The 21,920-nt window shown below is 37.9% G+C and carries 20 protein-coding genes and 1 other annotated feature; of the genes, 6 read left to right on the top strand and 14 right to left on the bottom strand.

What is annotated here, in order from left to right; all coding sequences use genetic code 11:
* Nucleotides 1-323: 323 nt before the first annotated feature.
* From clpB to rluD, 3 genes are all read right to left on the bottom strand, one after another.
* The gene (clpB, locus tag ABN212_RS02585) at nt 324-2,897 is read right to left on the bottom strand and encodes an ATP-dependent chaperone ClpB (RefSeq protein WP_196534248.1); all 2,574 of its coding nucleotides are present in this window, start codon (nt 2,895-2,897) and stop codon (nt 324-326) included.
* A gap of 146 nt (nt 2,898-3,043) precedes the next feature.
* Nucleotides 3,044-3,775, bottom strand: a complete 732-nt coding sequence (gene yfiH / locus ABN212_RS02580) for a purine nucleoside phosphorylase YfiH (protein WP_349442824.1) — start codon at nt 3,773-3,775, stop codon at nt 3,044-3,046.
* On the bottom strand, nt 3,776-4,753 hold the full coding sequence (gene rluD / locus ABN212_RS02575; RefSeq protein WP_075672439.1) for a 23S rRNA pseudouridine(1911/1915/1917) synthase RluD: 978 nt from the start codon (nt 4,751-4,753) through the stop codon (nt 3,776-3,778). It lies immediately after the preceding gene.
* Nucleotides 4,754-4,888: 135 nt separating this feature from the next.
* Between rluD and bamD the strand changes: the two genes are divergently transcribed.
* The 3 genes from bamD to pheA all read left to right on the top strand — a co-directional run bounded on the left by bamD (nt 4,889) and on the right by pheA (nt 7,695).
* Nucleotides 4,889-5,623, top strand: coding sequence for an outer membrane protein assembly factor BamD (bamD, locus tag ABN212_RS02570; protein WP_198620999.1), 735 nt, complete (start codon nt 4,889-4,891; stop codon nt 5,621-5,623).
* 271 nt (nt 5,624-5,894) lie between these two features.
* A complete protein-coding gene (raiA, locus tag ABN212_RS02565; RefSeq protein ID WP_109374392.1) occupies nt 5,895-6,230 on the top strand; it encodes a ribosome-associated translation inhibitor RaiA in 336 nt (111 codons plus the stop codon).
* Between the two features lie 154 nt (nt 6,231-6,384).
* Nucleotides 6,385-6,502: a sequence feature (Phe leader region), on the top strand.
* Between the two features lie 35 nt (nt 6,503-6,537).
* Complete coding sequence (pheA, locus tag ABN212_RS02560; RefSeq protein WP_196534250.1) at nt 6,538-7,695, top strand: bifunctional chorismate mutase/prephenate dehydratase; 1,158 nt, start codon at nt 6,538-6,540, stop codon at nt 7,693-7,695.
* A gap of 82 nt (nt 7,696-7,777) precedes the next feature.
* On the opposite strand, the gene ABN212_RS02555 is transcribed toward pheA, so the two are convergent.
* On the bottom strand, nt 7,778-9,118 hold the full coding sequence (locus ABN212_RS02555; protein WP_196534251.1) for an anaerobic C4-dicarboxylate transporter: 1,341 nt from the start codon (nt 9,116-9,118) through the stop codon (nt 7,778-7,780).
* Nucleotides 9,119-9,710: 592 nt separating this feature from the next.
* Here ABN212_RS02555 and ABN212_RS02550 point away from each other — a divergent pair.
* The gene (locus ABN212_RS02550) at nt 9,711-9,884 is read left to right on the top strand and encodes a hypothetical protein (protein ID WP_198620969.1); all 174 of its coding nucleotides are present in this window, start codon (nt 9,711-9,713) and stop codon (nt 9,882-9,884) included.
* 85 nt (nt 9,885-9,969) lie between these two features.
* Here the strand turns inward: ABN212_RS02550 and tyrA are convergent, their stop codons facing one another.
* From tyrA to ffh, 7 genes are all read right to left on the bottom strand, one after another.
* The gene (gene tyrA / locus ABN212_RS02545) at nt 9,970-11,094 is read right to left on the bottom strand and encodes a bifunctional chorismate mutase/prephenate dehydrogenase (protein ID WP_311748424.1); all 1,125 of its coding nucleotides are present in this window, start codon (nt 11,092-11,094) and stop codon (nt 9,970-9,972) included.
* A gap of 27 nt (nt 11,095-11,121) precedes the next feature.
* A complete protein-coding gene (locus tag ABN212_RS02540) occupies nt 11,122-12,216 on the bottom strand; it encodes a 3-deoxy-7-phosphoheptulonate synthase (protein WP_100158633.1) in 1,095 nt (364 codons plus the stop codon).
* Between the two features lie 406 nt (nt 12,217-12,622).
* Entirely contained in the window at nt 12,623-12,976 is a 354-nt protein-coding gene (gene rplS, locus ABN212_RS02535) for a 50S ribosomal protein L19 (RefSeq protein ID WP_023580978.1), read from the bottom strand.
* A 52-nt stretch (nt 12,977-13,028) separates the two neighbouring features.
* A complete protein-coding gene (gene trmD, locus ABN212_RS02530) occupies nt 13,029-13,781 on the bottom strand; it encodes a tRNA (guanosine(37)-N1)-methyltransferase TrmD (RefSeq protein ID WP_109374397.1) in 753 nt (250 codons plus the stop codon).
* Between the two features lie 39 nt (nt 13,782-13,820).
* Nucleotides 13,821-14,366, bottom strand: a complete 546-nt coding sequence (gene rimM, locus ABN212_RS02525) for a ribosome maturation factor RimM (protein ID WP_109374398.1) — start codon at nt 14,364-14,366, stop codon at nt 13,821-13,823.
* Nucleotides 14,367-14,384: 18 nt separating this feature from the next.
* Nucleotides 14,385-14,633, bottom strand: a complete 249-nt coding sequence (gene rpsP / locus ABN212_RS02520) for a 30S ribosomal protein S16 (RefSeq protein ID WP_004244772.1) — start codon at nt 14,631-14,633, stop codon at nt 14,385-14,387.
* A 137-nt stretch (nt 14,634-14,770) separates the two neighbouring features.
* Nucleotides 14,771-16,132 carry a signal recognition particle protein gene (gene ffh, locus ABN212_RS02515; protein WP_349442823.1) on the bottom strand — a complete coding sequence of 454 codons (1,362 nt, stop codon included), beginning with the start codon at nt 16,130-16,132 and terminating at the stop codon, nt 14,771-14,773.
* Between the two features lie 173 nt (nt 16,133-16,305).
* Between ffh and ABN212_RS02510 the strand changes: the two genes are divergently transcribed.
* Nucleotides 16,306-17,106 carry a cytochrome C assembly family protein gene (locus ABN212_RS02510; RefSeq protein WP_069367097.1) on the top strand — a complete coding sequence of 267 codons (801 nt, stop codon included), beginning with the start codon at nt 16,306-16,308 and terminating at the stop codon, nt 17,104-17,106.
* Nucleotides 17,107-17,140: 34 nt separating this feature from the next.
* Nucleotides 17,141-18,415, top strand: coding sequence for an HlyC/CorC family transporter (locus ABN212_RS02505; protein WP_196534253.1), 1,275 nt, complete (start codon nt 17,141-17,143; stop codon nt 18,413-18,415).
* Between the two features lie 44 nt (nt 18,416-18,459).
* On the opposite strand, the gene ABN212_RS02500 is transcribed toward ABN212_RS02505, so the two are convergent.
* From ABN212_RS02500 to gshA, 3 genes are all read right to left on the bottom strand, one after another.
* The gene (locus ABN212_RS02500; RefSeq protein WP_198620973.1) at nt 18,460-19,209 is read right to left on the bottom strand and encodes a hypothetical protein; all 750 of its coding nucleotides are present in this window, start codon (nt 19,207-19,209) and stop codon (nt 18,460-18,462) included.
* A 193-nt stretch (nt 19,210-19,402) separates the two neighbouring features.
* Nucleotides 19,403-19,918 carry an S-ribosylhomocysteine lyase gene (luxS, locus tag ABN212_RS02495; protein WP_109374402.1) on the bottom strand — a complete coding sequence of 172 codons (516 nt, stop codon included), beginning with the start codon at nt 19,916-19,918 and terminating at the stop codon, nt 19,403-19,405.
* A gap of 162 nt (nt 19,919-20,080) precedes the next feature.
* Nucleotides 20,081-21,661, bottom strand: coding sequence for a glutamate--cysteine ligase (gene gshA / locus ABN212_RS02490; protein WP_109374403.1), 1,581 nt, complete (start codon nt 21,659-21,661; stop codon nt 20,081-20,083).
* Nucleotides 21,662-21,920: the final 259 nt, after the last annotated feature.

Here is a 21,920-nt window from a genome sequence, read left to right as displayed (position 1 = left end):
CTCTGAAGAGTCAAGAGTTTTTTCAAACTTTTTTCTTTTCTCTTCACCGTCCTGCGTGGCTTGTTGTTTGCTCATCGTCGGTCAGTGGATGCGCATTATAGGGAGATCTCGGATTAGCGCAAGTGTTTATTTCAATTTTTTTTCCGACAGCGCACTTAATAATCAAATCGATATATTCAGTGTAATTTATAGACATTTACTGTCGAAAAAAGTTTCAAATAATATAAATCATATTTAAATATCCCCATCCCCCTTACTCAATAAAAACATAAAGTATAAAAAAAGAGGCTTATATAAGCCTCTTTTTGGTTTAGTGTTATCTATTACTGCTTCGCGATTATCTTATTGTCATCTAAATCTAAGATAATCTCTTTGCCCGGTAATAATTTGCCAGACAAGATATCTTGAGCTAATGGATTTTCAACCTCTTGCTGGATAGCCCGTTTTAATGGACGAGCACCATAAATTGGATCGAATCCAACTTCACTCAATTTCTCTAATGCAGCCCCAGTGATAGTAACGTGATAACCACGCTCTTCTAAACGCTGGTATAAACGACGCAATTGAATTTGTGCAATCGCTGCAATGTTTTCTTTACCTAATGGGTGGAATACCACAACTTCATCAATACGGTTGATAAACTCTGGTCTGAAATGATGGCCAACAACATCCATCACAATGTTTTTCATTTCAGGATAATCAATTGTCCCGAAGCGTTCTTGAATTAAATCAGACCCCAAGTTCGATGTCATAATCACAACTGTATTACGAAAATCGACTGTTCTGCCTTGTCCATCCGTTAAACGACCATCATCCAATACTTGTAATAAAATATTGAATACGTCTGGATGCGCTTTTTCAACTTCATCTAATAGAATGACTGAATAAGGGCGACGGCGAACGGCTTCTGTTAAATATCCACCTTCTTCGTAACCAACATATCCTGGAGGTGCACCCACTAAACGAGAAACGGAGTGTTTTTCCATAAATTCAGACATATCGATACGAACCATTGCATCATCACTATCAAACAAGAAGTTCGCTAATGCTTTACACAACTCAGTCTTACCTACCCCAGTAGGCCCTAAGAATAAGAACGAACCAATTGGACGATTAGGATCAGATAATCCAGCACGGCTACGACGAATAGCATTAGATACTGCACTCACAGCCTCAGCTTGACCAATAACACGTCTATGTAGCTCTTGTTCCATTCTTAGCAGTTTTTCACGTTCCCCTTCTAGCATTCTAGATACAGGAATACCTGTCCAACGAGCCAAGATTTCAGCAATTTCAGCATCAGTGACTTTATTACGTAACAGCTTCATATGTTTATCTTCAGCTTTATTAGCTTCAGCAAGCTGTTTTTCTAACGTCGGGATTTGTCCATATTGGATCTCTGACATTTTCGCCAAATCACCGCTACGGCGAGCTTGTTCTAATGCAATACGAGCCTGCTCTAATTCAGATTTAATATGTTGAGTGCCAGTAAGTTCTGCTTTTTCTGCTTTCCACTCTTCTTCTAAAGCAGAATACTCTTTCTCTTTTTCAGCAAGTTCTTCATTTAGCATCTCTAAACGTTTTTTACTTGCATCATCAGACTCTTTTTGCAGTGCTTGTTGTTCAAGTTTCAGCTGAATAATACGTCTATCAAGTCTATCTAATGCTTCTGGTTTTGAATCCATCTGCATACGTAGGCTTGCGCCCGCTTCATCAATTAAGTCAATCGCCTTATCTGGTAACATACGGTCAGAGATATAACGATGAGATAAAGTCGCAGCCGCAACAATCGCAGGATCTGTAATTTGAACATGATGATGAAGTTCATAACGTTCTTTCAGACCACGTAAAATAGCAATAGTATCTTCTACAGTTGGCTCAGCCACATACACTTTTTGGAAACGACGCTCTAATGCCGCATCTTTTTCAATATATTGACGATATTCATCAAGTGTTGTTGCACCCACACAGTGTAATTCACCACGAGCTAATGCCGGCTTTAACATATTTCCCGCATCCATAGCACCGTCAGCTTTACCTGCGCCAACCATCGTATGTAATTCATCAATAAACAGAATGACACTGCCTTCCTGTTTAGATAAATCATTTAAAACCGCTTTTAAACGTTCTTCAAATTCACCACGGTATTTAGCACCTGCTAATAACGAGCCCATATCTAAAGAAAGTACACGCTTATTCTTTAAACCTTCAGGGACTTCACCATTAACAATACGTTGAGCCAAACCTTCAACAATGGCCGTTTTACCAACCCCTGGTTCACCAATAAGCACAGGGTTGTTTTTAGTACGGCGTTGTAGAACTTGAATAGTTCTTCTTATTTCTTCATCACGACCAATAACAGGATCGAGTTTGCCTTGTTCTGCTCTTTCCGTTAAATCCACAGTATATTTTTTCAATGCCTGACGTTGGTCTTCTGCATTTTGATCGTTCACTGTTTCTCCACCACGTATTTTTTCAATCGCTATCTCAAGACTTGCTTTATTCGCTCCGGCAGCTTTTAGCATATCAGCAACTTGTCCACCGGTTTCCATAGCAGCTAAAAGAAAGAGCTCTGACGAAATAAATTCGTCACCTTTTTTCTGTGCCAATTTATCGCACAAGTTAAGGTGCTTAATTAAATCATTTGAGGGATGAACCTCTCCACCAGCACCTTCGACTTTAGGTAATCGAGACAAAGCATCATTAATTCGCTCATTAAATTGCGATGCATTAACACCTACGGATGTTAATAGAGGGCGAATTGAGCCACCTTGTTGATTAAATAACGCACTCAGTAAATGTATGGGTTCTATAAATTGATTATCGTTCCCAAGTGCCAATGACTGGGCGTCTGCGAGAGCTTGCTGGAATTTGTTGGTTAATTTATCCAGACGCATAACACCTCCAAGTAAAATTTAAAGTAAAATTCGTAACTGGAGAATAGATGAGGTCATTTTGACAATATTCAAGCTCAAAATAAAAATTTTGAGCAAAAATATTCATCAATATTTGAGATAAGTGAGAAAAAACGTTGAGAGGAAGTTTATTTAATCCAGATTAATGATGCCATTCGCCCAGTTACATGCTCTCGTCTATAAGAAAAGAAGCGCGATGGCTCAGTTACAGTACAAAAATCGCCACCATAAATCTGAGTTATTCCACTTTCCTGTAAGATTATTCTCGCTAACATATAAATATTAGCTAAATATTTACCATTATGGGGAATAAATGCAGATTCAAAGGCAATATTTTTCTCTATAAACGCCAAACGGACTTCTGCACCAACCTCAAAAGCAGTTGGTCCAATTGCTGGCCCTAGCCATGCCATAATTTGATCTTTAGGTGCTTTAAACTGCGCAAGTGTATTCTGTAATACACCATGGCAAAGCCCTCGCCATCCACCATGAGCGGCGCCAACTTCTGTTCCATCAACAGTTGTAAAAAGGACTGGCAAACAATCTGCCGTCATAATTGCGCAAACTTTTTTCACGGTAGAGGTGTAAAGGGCATCACCTTGTATTTCATCATTTTTCTCAGTATTTAGCGTAACAACATGAGTACCATGAACTTGTTCAAGCCATAGTGGCATTTCAGGCAATTGAGCTTGCTGGCAAAGTCTGCGTCTATTTTCTTCAACATCAGACAATTTATCACCAACATGAGTACCTAAATTGAGGCTGTTATAAGGCGGTAGACTAATCCCACCTTCTCTCAAGGTACTGCAAGACCCAATATTTTCAGGTTGTGGCCAATCTGGAAAAATCAATGAAGTCATTTACCAATCCATTTCATCTTTAAACTGTTCAACGTCAGCTTTTAGCACATCGATAAGCTTAACCATATCATCAGGCAATGGTGCATGCCATTCCATTTCAATACCTGTTATTGGATGATAAAGACGTAGCATCGTTGCATGTAGCGCTTGTCTATCAAATAAGCGTAACGTTTCACGTAATTCATCTGAAGCCCCTTTTAAAGGACGAGGTCTTCCTGCATAAAGCTGATCACCGATTAAAGCATGGTGAATATGAGCCATATGAACACGAATTTGGTGAGTACGACCGGTTTCTAAACGTAAACGCAAACGTGTATGAGCACGGAAATGCTCCATAACACGATAATGTGTTACTGCTGGTTTACCCATTGGGTGCACAGCCATATGTGTCCGTTTAGTTGGATGTCGAGAAATAGGTTCATTCACTAATCCTCCCGCAGTCATTCTTCCTGTTGCAACCGCTTCATACTCACGCGTGATTTCACGACGTTGTAAAGCTTCAACTAAATGCGTTTGAGCAGGAACTGTTTTTGCAACAACCATTAAACCTGTTGTATCTTTATCCAATCGATGGACAATACCCGCACGAGGTACATTAGCAATCTCTGGATAGCGATAAAGTAATGCATTTAATACGGTGCCATCAGGATTACCCGCACCAGGATGAACAACGAGATCTCTTGGCTTATTGATAACTAAAATATCGTCATCTTCATAAACGATATTTAACGGAATATTCTGAGGCTCCCAGCGAACTTCCTCTTCAATTAAGGCATCGACTTCAATTTTTTCACCGCCAAGCATTTTTTCTTTTGGCTTATTGATGATTTTATCGTTAACCTGCACTCTATTGTCTAAGATCCACTCTTTTATACGAGATCTTGAATAATCAGGGAACATTTCGGCCAAAGCCTGATCTAAGCGTTGACCCAGCTGTGAATCTGCGACTGTAGCATTAAGTCGTATTTGTTGAGACATAAATAATTTTCTATTAATTAAGTTAGTGTTTTGACGGCACAGCCGTTTCATTTAAAATGAGTTATAGTGTAACCGATTTCAGGGGAGCTTCACGGAGAGACTCCCCAAACCTATTCAGAGGATAATCAATACGTGATGAGACGCATTAAATACCTGGTGGCAGCGGCCACTGTAAGCCTGTTACTTGCTGGCTGTTCGAGTTCAGACAAAGACGTTACTGCCGATATGTCGCCTTCTGAGCTTTACTCAACCAGTCAGGAAAAATTGCTAGATGGCAATTATGGAGCGGCTATCAAACAATTAGAGTCTCTCGATAATCGCTATCCTTTTGGCCCTTACTCGCAACAAGTTCAACTCGATCTGATTTATGCTTATTATAAATCAGCGGAACTACCAATGGCGATTTCTGCAATCGACCGTTTTATGCGATTAAACCCAACCCATCCTAATATCGACTATGTTCTTTATATGCGAGGCTTAACAGCTCAAGCATTAGATGATAGTGCATTACAAGGATTCTTTGGTATTGATCGTTCAGACCGTGATCCTCAACATGCCATCGTGGCATTTAAAGATTTTAGTCAATTAGTTCGTTACTATCCAGACAGCCTTTATGTCGCCGATGCAACCAAACGCCTAGTCTTTCTTAAAAACCGTTTAGCGAAGTATGAGCTTTCTGTTGCGAAATTCTATACTAAACGAGGGGCTTATGTCGCGGTTATTAATAGAGTAGAGCAAATGATGCGCGATTATCCTGACACACAAGCTACTCGTGACGCGCTTGTCTATATGGAAAACGCTTATAAAGAATTAGGTCTGACGCAAGAAGCAGAAAAAGTAGCTTCACTAATTGCAGCCAATCCAGCCTAACAAAAACATCACCATCAAAAACAGCAGCTTATCGCTGCTGTTTTTTTATTCTTTTCTAGCTAAATTGTCTTTGCTTTTCATCAGCCCAACCTTCCTAATATGACTGAATAAATGCAACTTAACAAGCGGTCTTTTTCAGCTATTTATCATTTGTCACGTTTCTATTACTAGTTACACATACATCTAACAAAAAGTGATTTTGATCATGTTTTAAATTGTGTATCACGATATTCTGAAGTTATCGAAGACGGAGTAATAAAGAGGTAACTATATGATTATAAATATTACTAGCAAACAAATGGAAATTACCCCAGCACTACGTGAACACATTGAAAGCCGTCTAACTAAACTCAATAAATGGCAGGTGAATTTAATCAATCCTCATATTATTCTTACGAAAGATCCTAAAGGTTTTAGTGTTGATGCCAGCATTCATACACCAAATGGGCAATTGGTCGCTAATGCACAACACACTGATATGTATGTTGCAATTAATGAATTACTCGCAAAACTTGAACGTCAATTAAACAAAGTTCAGCATAAAAACGAATCTCGTCGGGCTGATAACAGCCTGAAAGAAGAGAATTTACTTGTCGATGAAATGTAAATAGTAAAGCAAGATTAAAAATTAGAATAAATCACTGACTCAAAACGCCTCTGCGCATCCTCGTGATGCGCTTTTTATTGTATTTTTCTTGACTCTATTCACATCATCATGTTTGATAGCGATATGTTAAATAATTTACCAATCAATATAATGAAAAAACATTCACATTTGCCTTTCTTCTTTTTCTTTCTACTCTTTCATTAAGAGGCTTTGTCATTTCAGAAAGAAAAGTAAGAACGACAATAGCCTCCAAAATTGGAGGCTTTTTTATTTATGATGGCATGACATAACGGTATAGGGCTTAAACATGGAAAAACTCGATTTATCAGCAATCAGAGATAAAATCACAATGTTAGATTCAGAATTACTAACATTGTTAGCAAACAGACGTCAATTATCTGCTGATGTTGCTCAATTTAAATTGAATACACATCGCCCTATTAGAGATAAAAATCGTGAGCGTGAATTACTTGATTTATTAATTGAGAAAGGAAAAAACGTTGGGCTAGATGGTTTTTATATTAGTCGTATTTTTCAAATGATCATTGAAGACTCTGTCTTAACGCAACAAGCCATTCTACAACAACATCTTAATGCAACACCGAATGAATCAGCCAGAATTGCTTATTTAGGGCCTAAAGGCTCTTATTCACATATTGCTGCTCGTCAATATGCAGCCCGCCATTTTGATAGCTTCGTTGATTGCACTTGCCAGAAATTTGATGACATTTTTACACTTGTCGATACAGGCCAAGCTGATTACGGTTTACTACCTATTGAAAATACCAGTTCAGGGGCAATTAATGATGTTTACGATTTACTGCAAACAACATCAATCTCTATTGTTGGAGAAATTCGCATCCCTATTAATCATGCGCTTTTAACAAGTGTCGATAGCAGTACAGAAGAGTTGCAAACTATTTATAGTCATCCTCAACCCTTCCAACAATGCAGTCATTATTTAAATCAGTATCCAAACTGGAAAATTGAATATTGCGAAAGTACAGCTGCTGCAATGGAAAAAGTAGCTCTTGCACAATCACCACTTGTTGCGGCTATTGGTAGTGAAGCCGGTGGCTCTCTTTATGGTTTAAAACCTTTAGCTAATAATTTAGCAAACCAGCAAATAAACGTAACACGCTTTATTGTTATTGCACGAAAAGCTATTGATGTTTCAGAGCAAGTACCCGCTAAAACAACCTTCTTAATGGCTACTGGGCAACAAGCGGGTGCATTAGTCGATGCATTAATGATTTTAAAAAAATACGACATTATTATGACGAAACTCGAGTCTCGTCCTATTAATGGCACACCTTGGGAAGAGATGTTTTATATTGATGTTCAAGCAAATTTACGTGATATTAATATGCAAAAAGCCTTACACGATTTATCACAAACAACACGTTCATTAAAAGTATTAGGTTGTTATCCTTCCGAGAATGTCGTTCCTGTTGAAGTAAAATAATAAAACGATCCACTAATAAATAAGCCAGATAGTACATCACCTATCTGGCTTTTTTTATCTCATATTCTTACTTTGTCACTCATTATAAGAAGCCATACATCGCTGCAAATATCCAACCAAAGACACAGGAAACAGTTACACCAATTAATCCTGGTAGAATAAAGCTATGGTTAATAACAAATCGCCCTATTCGAGTTGTACCAGAACGGTCAAATTGAATAGCGGCTAAGTCACTAGGATAAGTAGGAAGAATATAGTAACCATAACAAGCAGGTGCAGATGCAATGATATAAGCAGGATCAACGCCAATACCCAATGCTAAAGGAACAATGGCTGCTAAAGCCGCTGCTTGTGAATTAACAAACTTAGATACCAATAATAAGACAACTGCATAAGCCCAAGGATATTCTCGTACTAATTGTCCTAATGCAGCTTCTATTTCTTTCATATGTGCAGAGAACATTGTCTCTGCCATCCAAGCAATACCATACACGGCAACAATTGCTATCATCCCTGAACGAAATACTTCATTTTTAGAAATAAGAGAAGGGTTGGTTTTACAGATAATAATAATTGACGCGCCAGCTAATAACATAAACATTTGAATAACGAGCACCATAGATAATGGCTTGCCATTAAATACAGGACGTATTTCAGAGAAAGCACCTAATATTGCCACAACAGCAATTGCACCTAAGAAAATCCACATTGCTACCCAGTTTTTCATAGGGAGCTTTTTATCTAGAAGTGTTGCTGTATCACCATAAACATAATCATGGTTTTCAGGAACCGAAACAAATTCTTGGAAGCGTTGGTCTTTATCTAAATCTTTTCCTCTAAACCAGCTAAAGATACCAATGGCTAAAATACCGATAAAAGTAGAAGGAATAGTAATTGCTAATAAATCTAAAAACTCAAGGTGTTTACCATTAAAAGTCACATCACCGAGCATTGCGACTAATGTAACAACGGCAACGGAAACTGGACTGGCAATAATCCCCATTTGAGAGCCGATTGTACTTGCCGCCATTGGTCTTTCCGGACGAATATTATTTTTAATCGACACATCATAGATTATTGGCAATATGGTATAAACAACGTGCCCAGTACCACATAATATTGTAAGAGTACAAGTTACGAGTGGTGCAACAATAGAAATATATTTTGGATTTTTACGTAATAATTTTTCTGCTATTTGCAACATAACATCTAATCCACCAGATGCTTGTAATGTTGCTGATGCAGAAACAACGGCAATAATAACTAACATTACATCAACAGGTGGTTTTCCTGGAGGGAGGTTAAAAACAAAAACTAAAATAACCAAACCTACACCACCTAATAGACCTAGTGCAATTCCTCCCTTTCTAGCCCCATAAAATAGACACACTAATATAATGGCGAGTTGTATTAAAAAATCCATAAATTACCCCTTGAAAAACACGTCGAAATATAAACAAAAAATAATACAATGAAATTTTTAGCACTTATTGCAAAAAAAAAGAGCTTATAAAATATAATTTACGATAATTGTTATAGGCATTTTTTTGATCATTGTTATAATTTTAATAATACCTTTTAATTTCATTCATTTTTAAGATCTCATCAACAAATAACTTTTAATAAAAAGACAATCTTGAACATTAATTATTATTAAATTAAACTCTGAGATAACAATTAAATAACAATAAACACAAGATGTATTAATCTATTAATAAATATAGATATTTATCTTATTGTTTTTAAATATATATTTATATTTCTCTACTTTTATTTTCTAAGTAAAAACAGGTGATTCTTATCTATTATTAAATGGAGGGAAAGAATATGAACACTTTTATCATACTGATTTTAAGTCTATTTTTTACCAATAACGTAGATGAAATTAAATTAAAAGAGGGTTATCACACTTACTCACTAACGTCTCAAACGAGTTTGAAACGTTGTACAGTAAGCCCATGTCCAGATCCTAAAGATTATTAACTTTTAAGCATTTTGTTTTAAAAGGAGTTATTATGAATAAATCATATATTTTAATATGCTCATTTTTATTCGCTAGTTATACGAGTGCTTATTTTGATGATAAGGCAGAAAAAAATATAACATCGAAAATTGAATATTCTCAAAATAATAGCAATATCTCTGCTTCTAGTCGTTGTGTTTGGCCACCTTGTGATGATGACTGGTGATAAGCTAAACATGAAATAATTAATAAAATAAAAAGGCCGAACAATTTATTTTATTGCTCGACCTTTTATATAACAAATAATTTAACTAGATTCGGCTATCGTTAGCCTTTTGTAATAATACACCACTCTCTTTCATAAATTGAGTAGCATAATCGCCAAACCAATCACTCACGTTATTAAATGAACGAACAAACTCACTCTTTGCATTTATATCTAATAAATCGATAGCTTGCCCCAAAGAATGATGATATCTACGAATTAGTTCAATATTCTCTTGTGATGATAAAATAATATCAGCATAGAGTTGAGGATCTTGAGCAAACAGTCGTCCTATCATTGCCAATTCTAAGCGATAAATAGGAGATGAGAGTCGCAGTAAACTGGCTAAGTCCACTTTTTCTTTTGCTAAATGCTGACCGTAAGCAAAGGTAGTAAAATGTCGAAGTGCTTGAATAAAACTCATGTTTTTATCATGCTCTTCTGGCGTAATCTCCTCAATTTTTGCTCCCCATACCATTAATTGCTCTAGCAACCATTCAAATTCTTGATGGTTTCGGCCTTCACAATAAGCCACAACCTGTTTTGCCAAACTGGGCACATCAGGGCCAAACATTGGATGAAGACCTAAAACGGGCCCACTATGTGCCTTTAACATCGCCTCTAAAGGGGCTTTTTTGATAGAAGCTAAATCGACTAATAAGCAATCTTTAGGCAATGGCGGTAATTGTTCAATAACCTCAACGGTTAAATGGATAGGTACACTAATTATTACCATTCCTGCATTATCAAAAATAGCAGGCGACTTAGTTTGCCATTCATCAGCTTCTAAACTTTCAACTTGATAGCCAGAGAGTGTAAACAAACGAGAAAATAGTTTACCCATTTTCCCATTTCCTCCCACAATAACGATTTTACCAAGTTGAGGGTTAAGAGTTTTAAATCCCTTGTCATTCTCTTTAGTATAGGATTCTCGCATTACTCGGCGTAACACATCTTCAATCAAATCTGGGGAAATTCCCATCATTTGTGCGTCATTACGACGAGAAGCAAGCATAGCGGCTTCTCTATCAGGCGCATAAATCGGTAAGCCATGACGGTTTTTAACTTCTCCCACTTCAGCTACCAACTGCATTCTTTTTGCGAGTAAAGAAAGCAGTGATTTATCTACCTGATCAATTTGCTCACGCAAACCTTGTAATTCTTCAGCCATCTATGCTTGCCTCTTTTTTCTTTATGATTAACTAACTTTTTTTAACTGAGCTTCACGCTGAACCAAAATCGGGGAAAGTTGAGCATGTAAATTTCTTAATACTGACTCCGTTGTTTCCCAACTAATACACGCATCTGTTACTGAGACACCGTATTTCATTTCACTACGAGATTGCTCTGACGATTGATTGCCTTCATTAATATGGCTTTCTAACATAATGCCAGTGATTGATTCATTACCTTTAGTAATTTGCTCAATCACAGAATCAACCACCGCTGTTTGACGACGGAAATCTTTATTAGAATTACCATGGCTGCAATCAATCATTAATGATGGTTTTAATCCTGCTTTTACCATTTGAGCTTCACATTGAGCAACATCTTCTTCATGGTAGTTTGGTGTTTTGCCACCACGTAAAATAACATGACCATCAGGGTTACCTTGTGTTTGCAATAAACAAACCTGCCCTGATTGATTAATTCCCATAAATCGGTGTGGCATAGAAGCCGCTTTCATCGCGTTAATCGCAGTATCTAAATTACCATCTGTTCCGTTTTTAAATCCAACTGGCATTGAAAGCCCTGATGCCATTTCACGGTGAGTCTGAGATTCTGTTGTTCTGGCTCCAATTGCAGACCAACTAAATAAATCACCTAAGTATTGTGGATTGTTAGGATCTAACGCTTCAGTCGCTAGAGGCAAACCTAATTGTACAAGCTCAGTCAATAGCTTACGGGCAATATGTAACCCTTTTTCCATCTCAAAGCTACCATCCATAAATGGATCGCTGATTAAACCTTTCCAACCAACAGTTGTACGAGGTTTTTCAAAGTAGACACGCATCACAATATACAGACTATCACTTAATTCAGACGCTAAGACTTTCAGGCGTTTTGCGTAATCTAACGCAACATCGACATCATGAATGGAACAAGGCCCACATACCACGAGTAAGCGAGGATCACGACGTTGGACAATTTCAGAAATTGTTTGACGTGACTGAGCAATGGCATGCAGATCATTGCGACTCAATGGGTATTTTTGTTTTAACTCTTCTGGAGTAATTAAAACCAGCTCTTCGCTGATATTCACATTATTGAGTGCGTCTTTTTGCATGATCATAATCTTTACCTTTTTTATATCTGTCATTGTGATTTTTGTGTGTCTGAAAGATAAGATAACACGCAATGTAAAGAAATCAATCCATATTTTTAATAATTTTGACAGCAATGTAATCATATCTTTACGATTAATGTTTTTAATACAAATAAACAATAAATAACAATTAGTTACAATAAAAAGAGAGAGCATAAATAATGTGATGAAGATTGAATTAAAATACCATTTTGTAAAAATATATTTACAGCTTGTCTTTTAATGAATCTCGACATATGAAGAATAGATAAGATAGGGATATAGAGGTAAAAGAGGTAAAAACTAACAAGCAGTATTTTCAACATGGGGTGATATAAAAAAGGTCAGCAAATGCTGACCTTTTAACAATAACTTTCGGATGTGCGAAAGCGTATTATTTAGCGTTAAGACGCTCTTTAATACGAGCAGCCTTACCTGAACGCTCACGCAGGTAGTACAGTTTAGCTTGACGAACCGCACCACGACGTTTCACAGTGATGCTATCTACGACTGGAGAGTGAGTTTGGAATACACGCTCAACACCTTCGCCATTAGAAATTTTACGAACAGTGAATGCAGAGTGCAGACCGCGGTTACGAATAGCGATAACCACGCCCTCGAATGCCTGCAGACGTTTTTTAGAACCTTCAACAACCCATACTTTAACTTCTAAAGTGTCACCAGGACGGAATGAAGGAACATCTTGCTTCATCTGTTCTTGTTCGATTTGTTTAATAATATTGCTCATAATAACTCTCTTACCCTAGGTAAACTGATATTAATGACATCTTGTGTCAGACTTACTCTGCTGTTCCTGACAGATGTTCCTGTTGGAACTCTGTTAACAGCACTCTTTGCTCGTCAGTCAGAGCTAGGCTTTCCAGAAGCTCAGGTCTTCTTAGCCAGGTTCGACCCAGTGATTGCTTCATGCGCCAGCGATTAATATGAGCATGGTTGCCTGACAGTAAAACTGCCGGAACTTCCATACCATCTAAAACCTCTGGGCGAGTATAGTGAGGATGATCCAGTAAACCTTCAGCAAAAGAATCTTCTTTCGCAGAGGCTGCATGTCCGAGAACACCCGGTACAAAGCGCGCTACTGCATCTATCATTATCATGGCAGGTAATTCCCCACCACTTAATACGTAATCACCTACAGACCACTCTTCATCGATTTCAGTCTGAATGACACGCTCGTCTATACCTTCATACCGACCACAAACCAGAATTAACTTCTCATTTGTTGCCAGTTCACAAACTCCTTGTTGATCGAGTTTGCGTCCCTGAGGTGATAAATAAATCACCTTTGCTCCATCACCTGCCGCAGCTTTCGCTTGATGAATGGCTTCCCTTAAAGGTTGTACCATCATCAACATACCAGGACCACCGCCATAAGGACGATCATCAACGGTATTGTGTCTGTCGTATGTAAAATCTCGGGGATTCCAACATTCTACATTGAGCAGACCATGCTTCACTGCCCGACCAGTCACCCCGTACTCGGTTATAGAGCGGAACATTTCTGGAAATAGGCTAATTACCCCAATCCACATTTTTGTGTCCCACTATTGAGAACCGTTAACCGGAATAATCTAAAAACCAGGATCCCAATCAACGATAATTTTTTTCGCTGAGAGATCGACTTTCTTGATAACCTGCCCATCAAGAAACGGGATTAGCCGTTCCCCGGCACCGAACGCATCTTTCAGATTAGCTTTAATGACCATGACATCATTTGAGCCCGTTTCCATCATGTCAGTAACGACACCCAGATCGTAGCCTTTGTCAGTTTCTACATGGCAACCCATCAGATCTTTCCAGTAATATTCACCTTCAAGCTCTGGAAGTTGCGAAGCATTCACAACAATTTCAAAATTAGTCAGGATATTAGCCGCATCTCTGTCATCAATACCTTTTAGCTTGACGATAATATCTTGGTTGTGATGTTTCCAACTTTCAATTTCAATAGTTTCCCACTGTCCATGACGTTGAATAAACCACGGTTGATATTCAAAAATGTTTTCGGCGTGTTCGGTGGAGGAAAAAACTCTGAGCCAACCACGGATCCCGTAAGGTGAACCTAATTTACCCATTACAATAGGTTCTATAGGTTCTTTTAAGGTTTTTTGTTCGCTCATTGTTACCACCGCGACAGATTAAGCGCTTTTCTTCGCTGATTTGATCAGGCCAGCAACACGTTCTGAAACTGTTGCGCCTTGAGCAACCCAGTGTTCAACACGGTCTACGTCTAAACGTAATTCTTCTGCATTACCGGTTGCCAGTGGGTTATAAAAGCCTACACGCTCAATGAAACGACCATCACGTGCATTGCGGCTATCGGTTACTACTACTTGGTAAAACGGACGCTTTTTTGCGCCGCCACGAGCTAAACGAATTGTTACCATAACATCCTCATTAGTTAATAAAACAACCAGACGCCATCGAGGAACGGAGTCCGGTTGTCATATAAAAAGCCCGAAAAGTTTACTCACTTTGGCGAAAAAAGCAATCCAAAGCACGTTTTTTTTCAGGCTTTTTGATTTTATCGGCCTGGGAATCCAGGTGGCATCATACCTTTCATGCTACGCATCATCTTAGCCATGCCACCTTTTTTCATTTTTTTCATCATACGTTGCATATCATCGAACTGTTTTAATAAACGGTTGACGTCTTGCACTTGTGTTCCTGAACCCGCTGCAATACGGCGTTTTCTAGAACCTTTGATGATTTCTGGTTTTTGGCGTTCTTTTTTAGTCATGGAATTAATAATCGCTTCCATTTTCACTAAAATTGAATCATCCATTTGTGATTTTACTGCATCTGGCACCTGAGACATACCCGGCATTTTGCTTAACATACTCGCCATGCCGCCCATGTTTTTCATCTGCTTTAATTGTTCTAAAAAATCATTTAGATCAAAGCCATCACCTTTTTTAAGCTTTGTCGCTAGCTTTTCAGCTTGTGCTCTATCAACTTTGCTTTCAATGTCTTCAATTAAAGACAGAACATCACCCATGCCTAAAATACGAGAGGCAATACGATCTGGGTGGAAAGGTTCTAAGGCTTCTGTTTTTTCCCCAACACCGAGGAATTTAATTGGCTTACCCGTGATATGGCGAATGGATAATGCTGCACCACCACGCGCATCACCATCAACTTTGGTTAATACAACCCCTGTTAATGGCAATGCTTCATTGAATGCTTTTGCTGTATTTGCCGCATCTTGCCCCGTCATGGCGTCAACAACAAACAGGGTTTCAACTGGATTAATGGCTTTATGGAGAAGTTGGATCTCTTCCATCATGCCTTCATCTACGTGTAAACGACCTGCCGTATCCACCAGCAATACATCATAGAATTGAAGTTGTGCATGTTTTAATGCATTACTTGCAATTGTGACTGGATTTTCTTGAACAGTTGAAGGGAAGAAATCAATGCCAACCGTTTCGGCTAACGTTTCAAGCTGTTTAATCGCTGCTGGGCGATAAACGTCAGCAGAAACAACAAGAACTTTTTTCTTCTTTTTCTCTTTTAAGAATTTACCTAGTTTTGCGACACTGGTTGTTTTACCGGCACCTTGCAAACCTGCCATTAACACAACAGCTGGCGGTTGCGCTGATAGATCAAGGTCAGTATTCACTTCCCCCATCGCATTGACGAGTTCATTTTGAACAATCTTCACAAACTCCTGACCCGGTGTCAGGCTTTTGTTAACTTCATGCCCTACTGCGCTCTCTTTGACGCGCGCAATAAAATCACGAACCACAGGTAAGGCAACGTCAGCTTCTAATAAAGCCATACGTACTTCACGCAGTGTCTCTTTGATGTTTTCTTCGGTCAGTCTTCCTCGACCGCTTATATTGCGCAATGTGCGCGATAGTCTGTCACTTAAATTCTCAAACATTATCTTAGCTCAGTGTTAAAGTTGGGCTTATCGGTCATGTATGCCACCGATTATATCACGATGACTCGCGGATCTCTGCATAGAGATTTAAGCTTAATGACTTCAATAGTTGGAGCCGTATGCTCCTAGCGCTATACTAGGAAGTTATTCAAACAATATATGTAAGCGAAACTATGCCCGTTATATCAATCTCTATCGTCGCTGTCTGCGCTTATTTACTCAGTCTGGTGCTGTTTTTGCCCGGTCTGTTACGAAAAGAGCAGAATGGATACCGCGGATTAGCTCTACTATTTGCGGTAATTGCACTTATTGCACATGCCATTTCATTAAAATTTTTAATTTTCCGCCCCCACAGCGGACAAAATCTTTCACTCACCAATCTAGGTGCGATTGTGAGCCTGATGGTCTGCGTTATCATGACGATTGTGGCTTCTCGTGGCCGTGCATGGTTCTTGCTGCCTATTGTTTATTGTTTCGCAATAGTCAATCTTGTTATTGCAGCGCTGATGCCAGGTGAATTTGTTACACATCTTGAAAGTAGTACATCACTCTTTATTCATATTGGGCTGGCTTTATTAAGCTATGCCACACTGTTAATTGCCGCTCTATATGCTTTACAACTTAGTTGGCTCGACTATCAACTAAAAAATAAGAAACTAAAATTCTCACCTCAAATGCCACCATTAATGTCAATTGAGCGTAAAATGTTTCATATCACACAAGTAGGTGTCGTATTGCTGACACTGACCTTATGTACAGGTTTGGTGTATATGGATAATATTTTTGGTAAAGAAAATATCCATAAATCTATTTTCTCTATCATTGCTTGGTTTGTTTACATCATTTTATTATGGGGACATTTCCGAGAAGGATGGAGAGGAAAGAAAGTCATTATCTTTAATTTGATTGGCGCTATTATTTTGACATTAGCTTTTTTCGGTAATCGTTTATTACAAGAGTTAGTGCTTAATTAATTTTCTATTTTAGGGTAGCAAAAGGATCTCAATTTTGGAGCATGTGTCGACAACTACGCTCATTATCATACTTGTATGTATGATTATTGCCTCAGCTTATTTTTCTGGGACTGAAACCAGTATGATGACGATTAATCGCTATCGTCTTCGTCATGCTGCAAAACAAGGAAATCGCTCTGCAAAACGTGTGGAAAAATTATTACAACGTCCTGACAGATTGATTAGTTTAGTATTGATTGGCAATAATCTGATTAATATTGTTGCGTCTGCACTAGCTACCATTGTTGGTATGCGTTTATATGGTGATGCAGGTGTAGCAATAGCCACGGGTGTGCTGACCTTTATTATCCTTATTTTTGCTGAAGTGCTTCCAAAATCAATCGCGGCACTTTATCCAGAGCGCGTTGCTTATCCAAGTAGTGTTATTCTTTCTCCTTTGCAAAAAATGATGCTGCCTATTGTTTGGTTTTTTAATAAAATCACATTAATACTCATGCGTATTTTTGGTATCAAATCCCCAATAATACAGGGAAATGCAGTCTCAAAAGAAGAATTGAGAACTATCGTTAATGAATCTAAATCAAAGCTTTCGCAAAGAAATCAGAACATGTTGCTGTCGATTTTAGATTTAGAAAAAGTGACGATTGGCGATATTATGGTGCCAAGAAATGAGATTTTTGGTATCGACGTCAATGACGAATGGAAATCTATCGTAAGACAATTAACTCATTCTCCACACGGTCGAATTGTGCTTTATCGTGACACTCTCGACGATGCAATTGGTATGTTACGAGTACGAGAAGCTTATCGCTTAATGACAGAGAAAAAAGAATTTACTAAGCAAATTCTGATGAAAGCGGCCGATAAAATCTACTTTATTCCAGAAAGCACACCATTAAACCTACAACTCGTCAACTTCCAGCGTAATAATGAAAAAGCGGGTGTTGTGGTTGATGAATATGGTGAGATTCAAGGTTTAGTCACTGTTGAAGATATTCTTGAAGAGATTGTTGGTGACTTTACTACCTCGATGTCCCCATCTTTAGCTGAAGAAGTTATTCCTCAAAAAGACGGTTCATTATTAGTCGATGGTACAACAAACATTCGAGATATCAATAAAGCTTTTGGTTGGCATTTACCTGAAGATGAAGCTCGAACGATCAACGGCGTCATTATTGAAGAGTTGGGAGACTTACCTGTTGTAGGTAATAAAATAAAAGTGAGTGACTACGAATTTGAAATACTTGAAGTTCAAGATAACGTCATTAAAAAGGCATTAATTCGCCACCTTTCAATCCCACATCATTAATGAATACAAAATAAGCGCCTTCTAAGGCGCTTATTTCCTACTGTTTATCCTAGCTCAAATCGTAATTTGCTATTACGAAAATCAAACTCTCTGGCGGGTTTCATATAGAAAGGTTCTATCGCTTGCTCTTGTATTAATTTTGCAGGTTTTAATTGTTGATAATCAGAATAGAAACCATGATTTTTGACCCACATAACTAAGTTTAATGCAGGCTGATAAGAATAATCAGCACCATACTCTTCACGCCGACAAATAAAACACGCAGTTTCTCCTTTATTCAAAGTAAGAGAAAGGGACTTGCGTGGAAAATTAGTAATAAGCGCCTCCTCACCGTTTATCGCTTCAATATTAAAATGATGAGGTGCTAAGCTACAAATATTTTCATATTTTAACTGTGAATTATCGCCACTATAACTGTTTGTTTTAATTTTATCTTGTTGAAAATACCAATGATATTGCTCTTCTTCTTTTTCTTTATAAAGATAATCACCACTTATTTTCATTATGGTGTTTGTTTGTGGTTTAATGATTTTGGCAAATAATTCAGTATTGAGTTCAGACGATAGCAATAATAAATCAGGCTTGATAATAAGCTCTGGTTCACACTGAGAGCGTTTAACATACTTTTTGTGGACTCGTTCAAAGTAACGATATTCAAGTGCTTTAGAACGTCCTTGATAGAAAAAGGCATCTTTAGGAAATTGGGTACGCAATGTGCCTTTACCTACAAAATAAAATTCTCGAACAAAAAACTCTAACACTAATTTAGGTGATGAGAATTTGCGATTTTCCATAACAAAAGTGTACTCCGTGTATTAAGCATAAATTTAATCCATTACTGTGCTAACAATATAAGAAGATAAGAAAATAAAACAATGGAGTAGAGAAAAGAAAAATAATAAAGGAGATAAAAATAAAAAAGAGACAATAAATCAGGATGCGAATTTCTTGATCTATTGTCCCCTAATTTTATGAAGTGACAGTGACTTAAATATGTAGCTCTTTTAAAGTCTCTTCAGGTAGTGCTAATTCATCGTTATGATTAATGCCAATACTATGAGATAAAATATCTCGTGCAATATCTTGTGCTTCTGTCAGTGAGTGCATTTCATAGGTACCACATTGGTACACATTCAGTTCTGGGATATGGTTTTGATCTTTTACTTTCAAAACATCTTCCATTGCCGCTTTCCATGCATTAGCTACACGTTGCTCTTCAGGTTGTCCAATTAAGCTCATGTAGAAGCCTGTACGGCATCCCATTGGGGAAATATCAATTATCTCAACACCATCACCATTAAGATGGTTACGCATAAATCCAGCGAACAGATGCTCTAGAGTATGAATTCCTTTCTCAGGCATGGCTTTTTTATTTGGCACAGTAAAACGTAAATCAAATACCGTGATGGTATCACCTGATGGCGTTTTCATTGTTTTAGCAACGCGTACAGCAGGTGCTGACATACGTGTATGGTCAACAGTAAAGCTATCCAATAAAGGCATAAAAAACCTCCTAAGAAAAATTTAAATATTTTTAAGAAAAAATGAAACTTTCTGCAAGTAGCCTGGTCTTAGTAATGAATACGCGCAAATTGTTATCATCCCTATTTCTCTATAGAATTTTTTAGCCACACAAATCTTAGTGTGGCTTTTTTCTATCTAAGTTTAGGAAGCCACGTTATCGGTGTTTGTCCCCGCATGGATCTTCAAATACTCATCAAAAGAAATGGTATCACTCTTTTCTAACTCTTCTTGACGTTTTATGGATGAAATTCTCTCATGATCAAAAGCTTCATCGGTTAACGTTTCATAAGGTGTTTTAATTAATTCTTGGTAATATTCTTCAGCTAAAGACAAGCCGAAACCACCAATGCCTTGCGTTTTAATTTTATCTAAAAGTCTGCCAGAGAAAGTTAATTCAGGATTATCAAACATTTCTTCTAACTTAACGCAAACTTCCATATATTTAGTGCCTGAACAGCAATCAAGAACATTAGCAACACGTTCTAAATCAGCAAATAAGGCTTTACCCACTTGCGCTAATGGCTCTTTTCTTTCACCACAACCCATTCCAATAACTTGACCTGGCTTACGTCCTTCTAGAATAACGTTATTCCAATTTGAACGGCAGCACGCTAATTCAGAGGCGCTCATCTCTGGAGCATCAGCTAATACACACCAGATCAGGAATAAATCAAGGAAGCGAATTTGAGTTTCGTCAACGCCAATTGGCGTAAATGGATTGATATCAAGTGAACGAACTTCGATATATTCAATACCACCACGTAATAACGCATCAGAAGGTGATTCATCCCCTTTAACCACGCGTTTAGGACGAATAGGCGCATAGAGTTCATTTTCAATCTGCAACACATTGGTGTTTAACTGAATATATTCACCGTTTTTCTTAACACCTAATTTAGCAAACTCTTCAGAAGGCTTATGAATCGCTTTTTTCAGCCCTTTGACATACGTTTCAAGATGATTAAAGGTGATATCTAAATCGCTTTGAGATTTATTGGTATACCCTAAATCACTTAAACGTAATGACGTTGCATAAGGTAAATACTTCGCCCCTTTAGGAGTACTTTCAAATGGTAGATTTGTTTCTCTTCCTTTTAAGAAAGATCCACAAATTGCCGGTGATGCACCAAAGAAAAATGGAATGATCCAGCCAAAGCGATAATAGTTACGAATAAGACGTAAGTAACCATCAGAAATCGCCTCTTTCCCACTCTCTTCATCTTTTACATTTGCCCATGCTTGCCAAAATTCGATAGGCAGTGAGAAGTTGTAATGCACACCTGAAATAGTTTGCATTAACGCGCCATAACGATTTTTAAGCCCTTCACGATAGAGTGTTTTAAAACGCCCAACATTAGAGGTACCAAATTGAGCCAAGGTAATCTTATCTTCGGCTTCAATAAAGCAAGGCATACTCATAGGCCACATACGTTCATTATCTAAGTGACGAGCTGTATAGCGGTGTAAATCACCTAAAAAATGCAAGGTATGTGCAATGTTGTCATCAACAGGTGTAATAAACTCTAATAGAGACTCAGCAAAATCAGTTGTGATCCATTTATGAGTTAATGATTTACCTAATGAAATAGGATGCTCTGTTGATGCTAAATTGCCTTCTGGCGTAACTCTTAAAGTTTCACGCTCTATACCACGGTGGATGCCACATAAAACTTTAGGGTGTGCTTCCAACCAAGAAAGCGCTTTTGATACGTCCGGGATCAAAGGTGACCTCCCGCGTTGATTGATGTTAGTAAATAGATAGGAGTTACTTTATCGCAAAGTCACTAAATTGTCGCTGATTAGATGATGTTAGCATTGTTAGTTGGTGCTAAACAAAGACGTTATATTATGAAAAATAATAGAATGGTAGAAAGCAAAAAGCCCCGCAATAAGCGAGGCTTTTAAGATGGTGCATCCTGGAGGATTCGAACCTCCGACCGCTCGGTTCGTAGCCGAGTACTCTATCCAGCTGAGCTAAGGA

It is taken from the genome of Proteus genomosp. 6 (assembly GCF_040139785.1).
GTDB lineage: Bacteria > Pseudomonadota > Gammaproteobacteria > Enterobacterales > Enterobacteriaceae > Proteus.
This window is presented reverse-complemented; position numbering and strand designations above follow the sequence as displayed.

Excerpts from the sequence above, each read along its gene's own strand:
- pheA (WP_196534250.1), top strand. The coding sequence starts at position 6,538 with ATGGAAAAACTCGATTTATCAGCAATCAGAGATAAAATCACAATGTTA.
- ABN212_RS02540 (WP_100158633.1), bottom strand. The coding sequence starts at position 12,216 with ATGATCATGCAAAAAGACGCACTCAATAATGTGAATATCAGCGAAGAG.
- tyrA (WP_311748424.1), bottom strand. The coding sequence starts at position 11,094 with ATGGCTGAAGAATTACAAGGTTTGCGTGAGCAAATTGATCAGGTAGAT.
- clpB (WP_196534248.1), bottom strand. The coding sequence starts at position 2,897 with ATGCGTCTGGATAAATTAACCAACAAATTCCAGCAAGCTCTCGCAGAC.
- ABN212_RS02500 (WP_198620973.1), bottom strand. The coding sequence starts at position 19,209 with ATGGAAAATCGCAAATTCTCATCACCTAAATTAGTGTTAGAGTTTTTT.
- raiA (WP_109374392.1), top strand. The coding sequence starts at position 5,895 with ATGATTATAAATATTACTAGCAAACAAATGGAAATTACCCCAGCACTA.
- ffh (WP_349442823.1), bottom strand. The coding sequence starts at position 16,132 with ATGTTTGAGAATTTAAGTGACAGACTATCGCGCACATTGCGCAATATA.
- bamD (WP_198620999.1), top strand. The coding sequence starts at position 4,889 with ATGAGACGCATTAAATACCTGGTGGCAGCGGCCACTGTAAGCCTGTTA.
- luxS (WP_109374402.1), bottom strand. The coding sequence starts at position 19,918 with ATGCCTTTATTGGATAGCTTTACTGTTGACCATACACGTATGTCAGCA.
- yfiH (WP_349442824.1), bottom strand. The coding sequence starts at position 3,775 with ATGACTTCATTGATTTTTCCAGATTGGCCACAACCTGAAAATATTGGG.
- ABN212_RS02555 (WP_196534251.1), bottom strand. The coding sequence starts at position 9,118 with ATGGATTTTTTAATACAACTCGCCATTATATTAGTGTGTCTATTTTAT.
- rplS (WP_023580978.1), bottom strand. The coding sequence starts at position 12,976 with ATGAGCAATATTATTAAACAAATCGAACAAGAACAGATGAAGCAAGAT.
- trmD (WP_109374397.1), bottom strand. The coding sequence starts at position 13,781 with ATGTGGATTGGGGTAATTAGCCTATTTCCAGAAATGTTCCGCTCTATA.
- rpsP (WP_004244772.1), bottom strand. The coding sequence starts at position 14,633 with ATGGTAACAATTCGTTTAGCTCGTGGCGGCGCAAAAAAGCGTCCGTTT.
- rluD (WP_075672439.1), bottom strand. The coding sequence starts at position 4,753 with ATGTCTCAACAAATACGACTTAATGCTACAGTCGCAGATTCACAGCTG.
- rimM (WP_109374398.1), bottom strand. The coding sequence starts at position 14,366 with ATGAGCGAACAAAAAACCTTAAAAGAACCTATAGAACCTATTGTAATG.
- ABN212_RS02510 (WP_069367097.1), top strand. The coding sequence starts at position 16,306 with ATGCCCGTTATATCAATCTCTATCGTCGCTGTCTGCGCTTATTTACTC.
- ABN212_RS02550 (WP_198620969.1), top strand. The coding sequence starts at position 9,711 with ATGAATAAATCATATATTTTAATATGCTCATTTTTATTCGCTAGTTAT.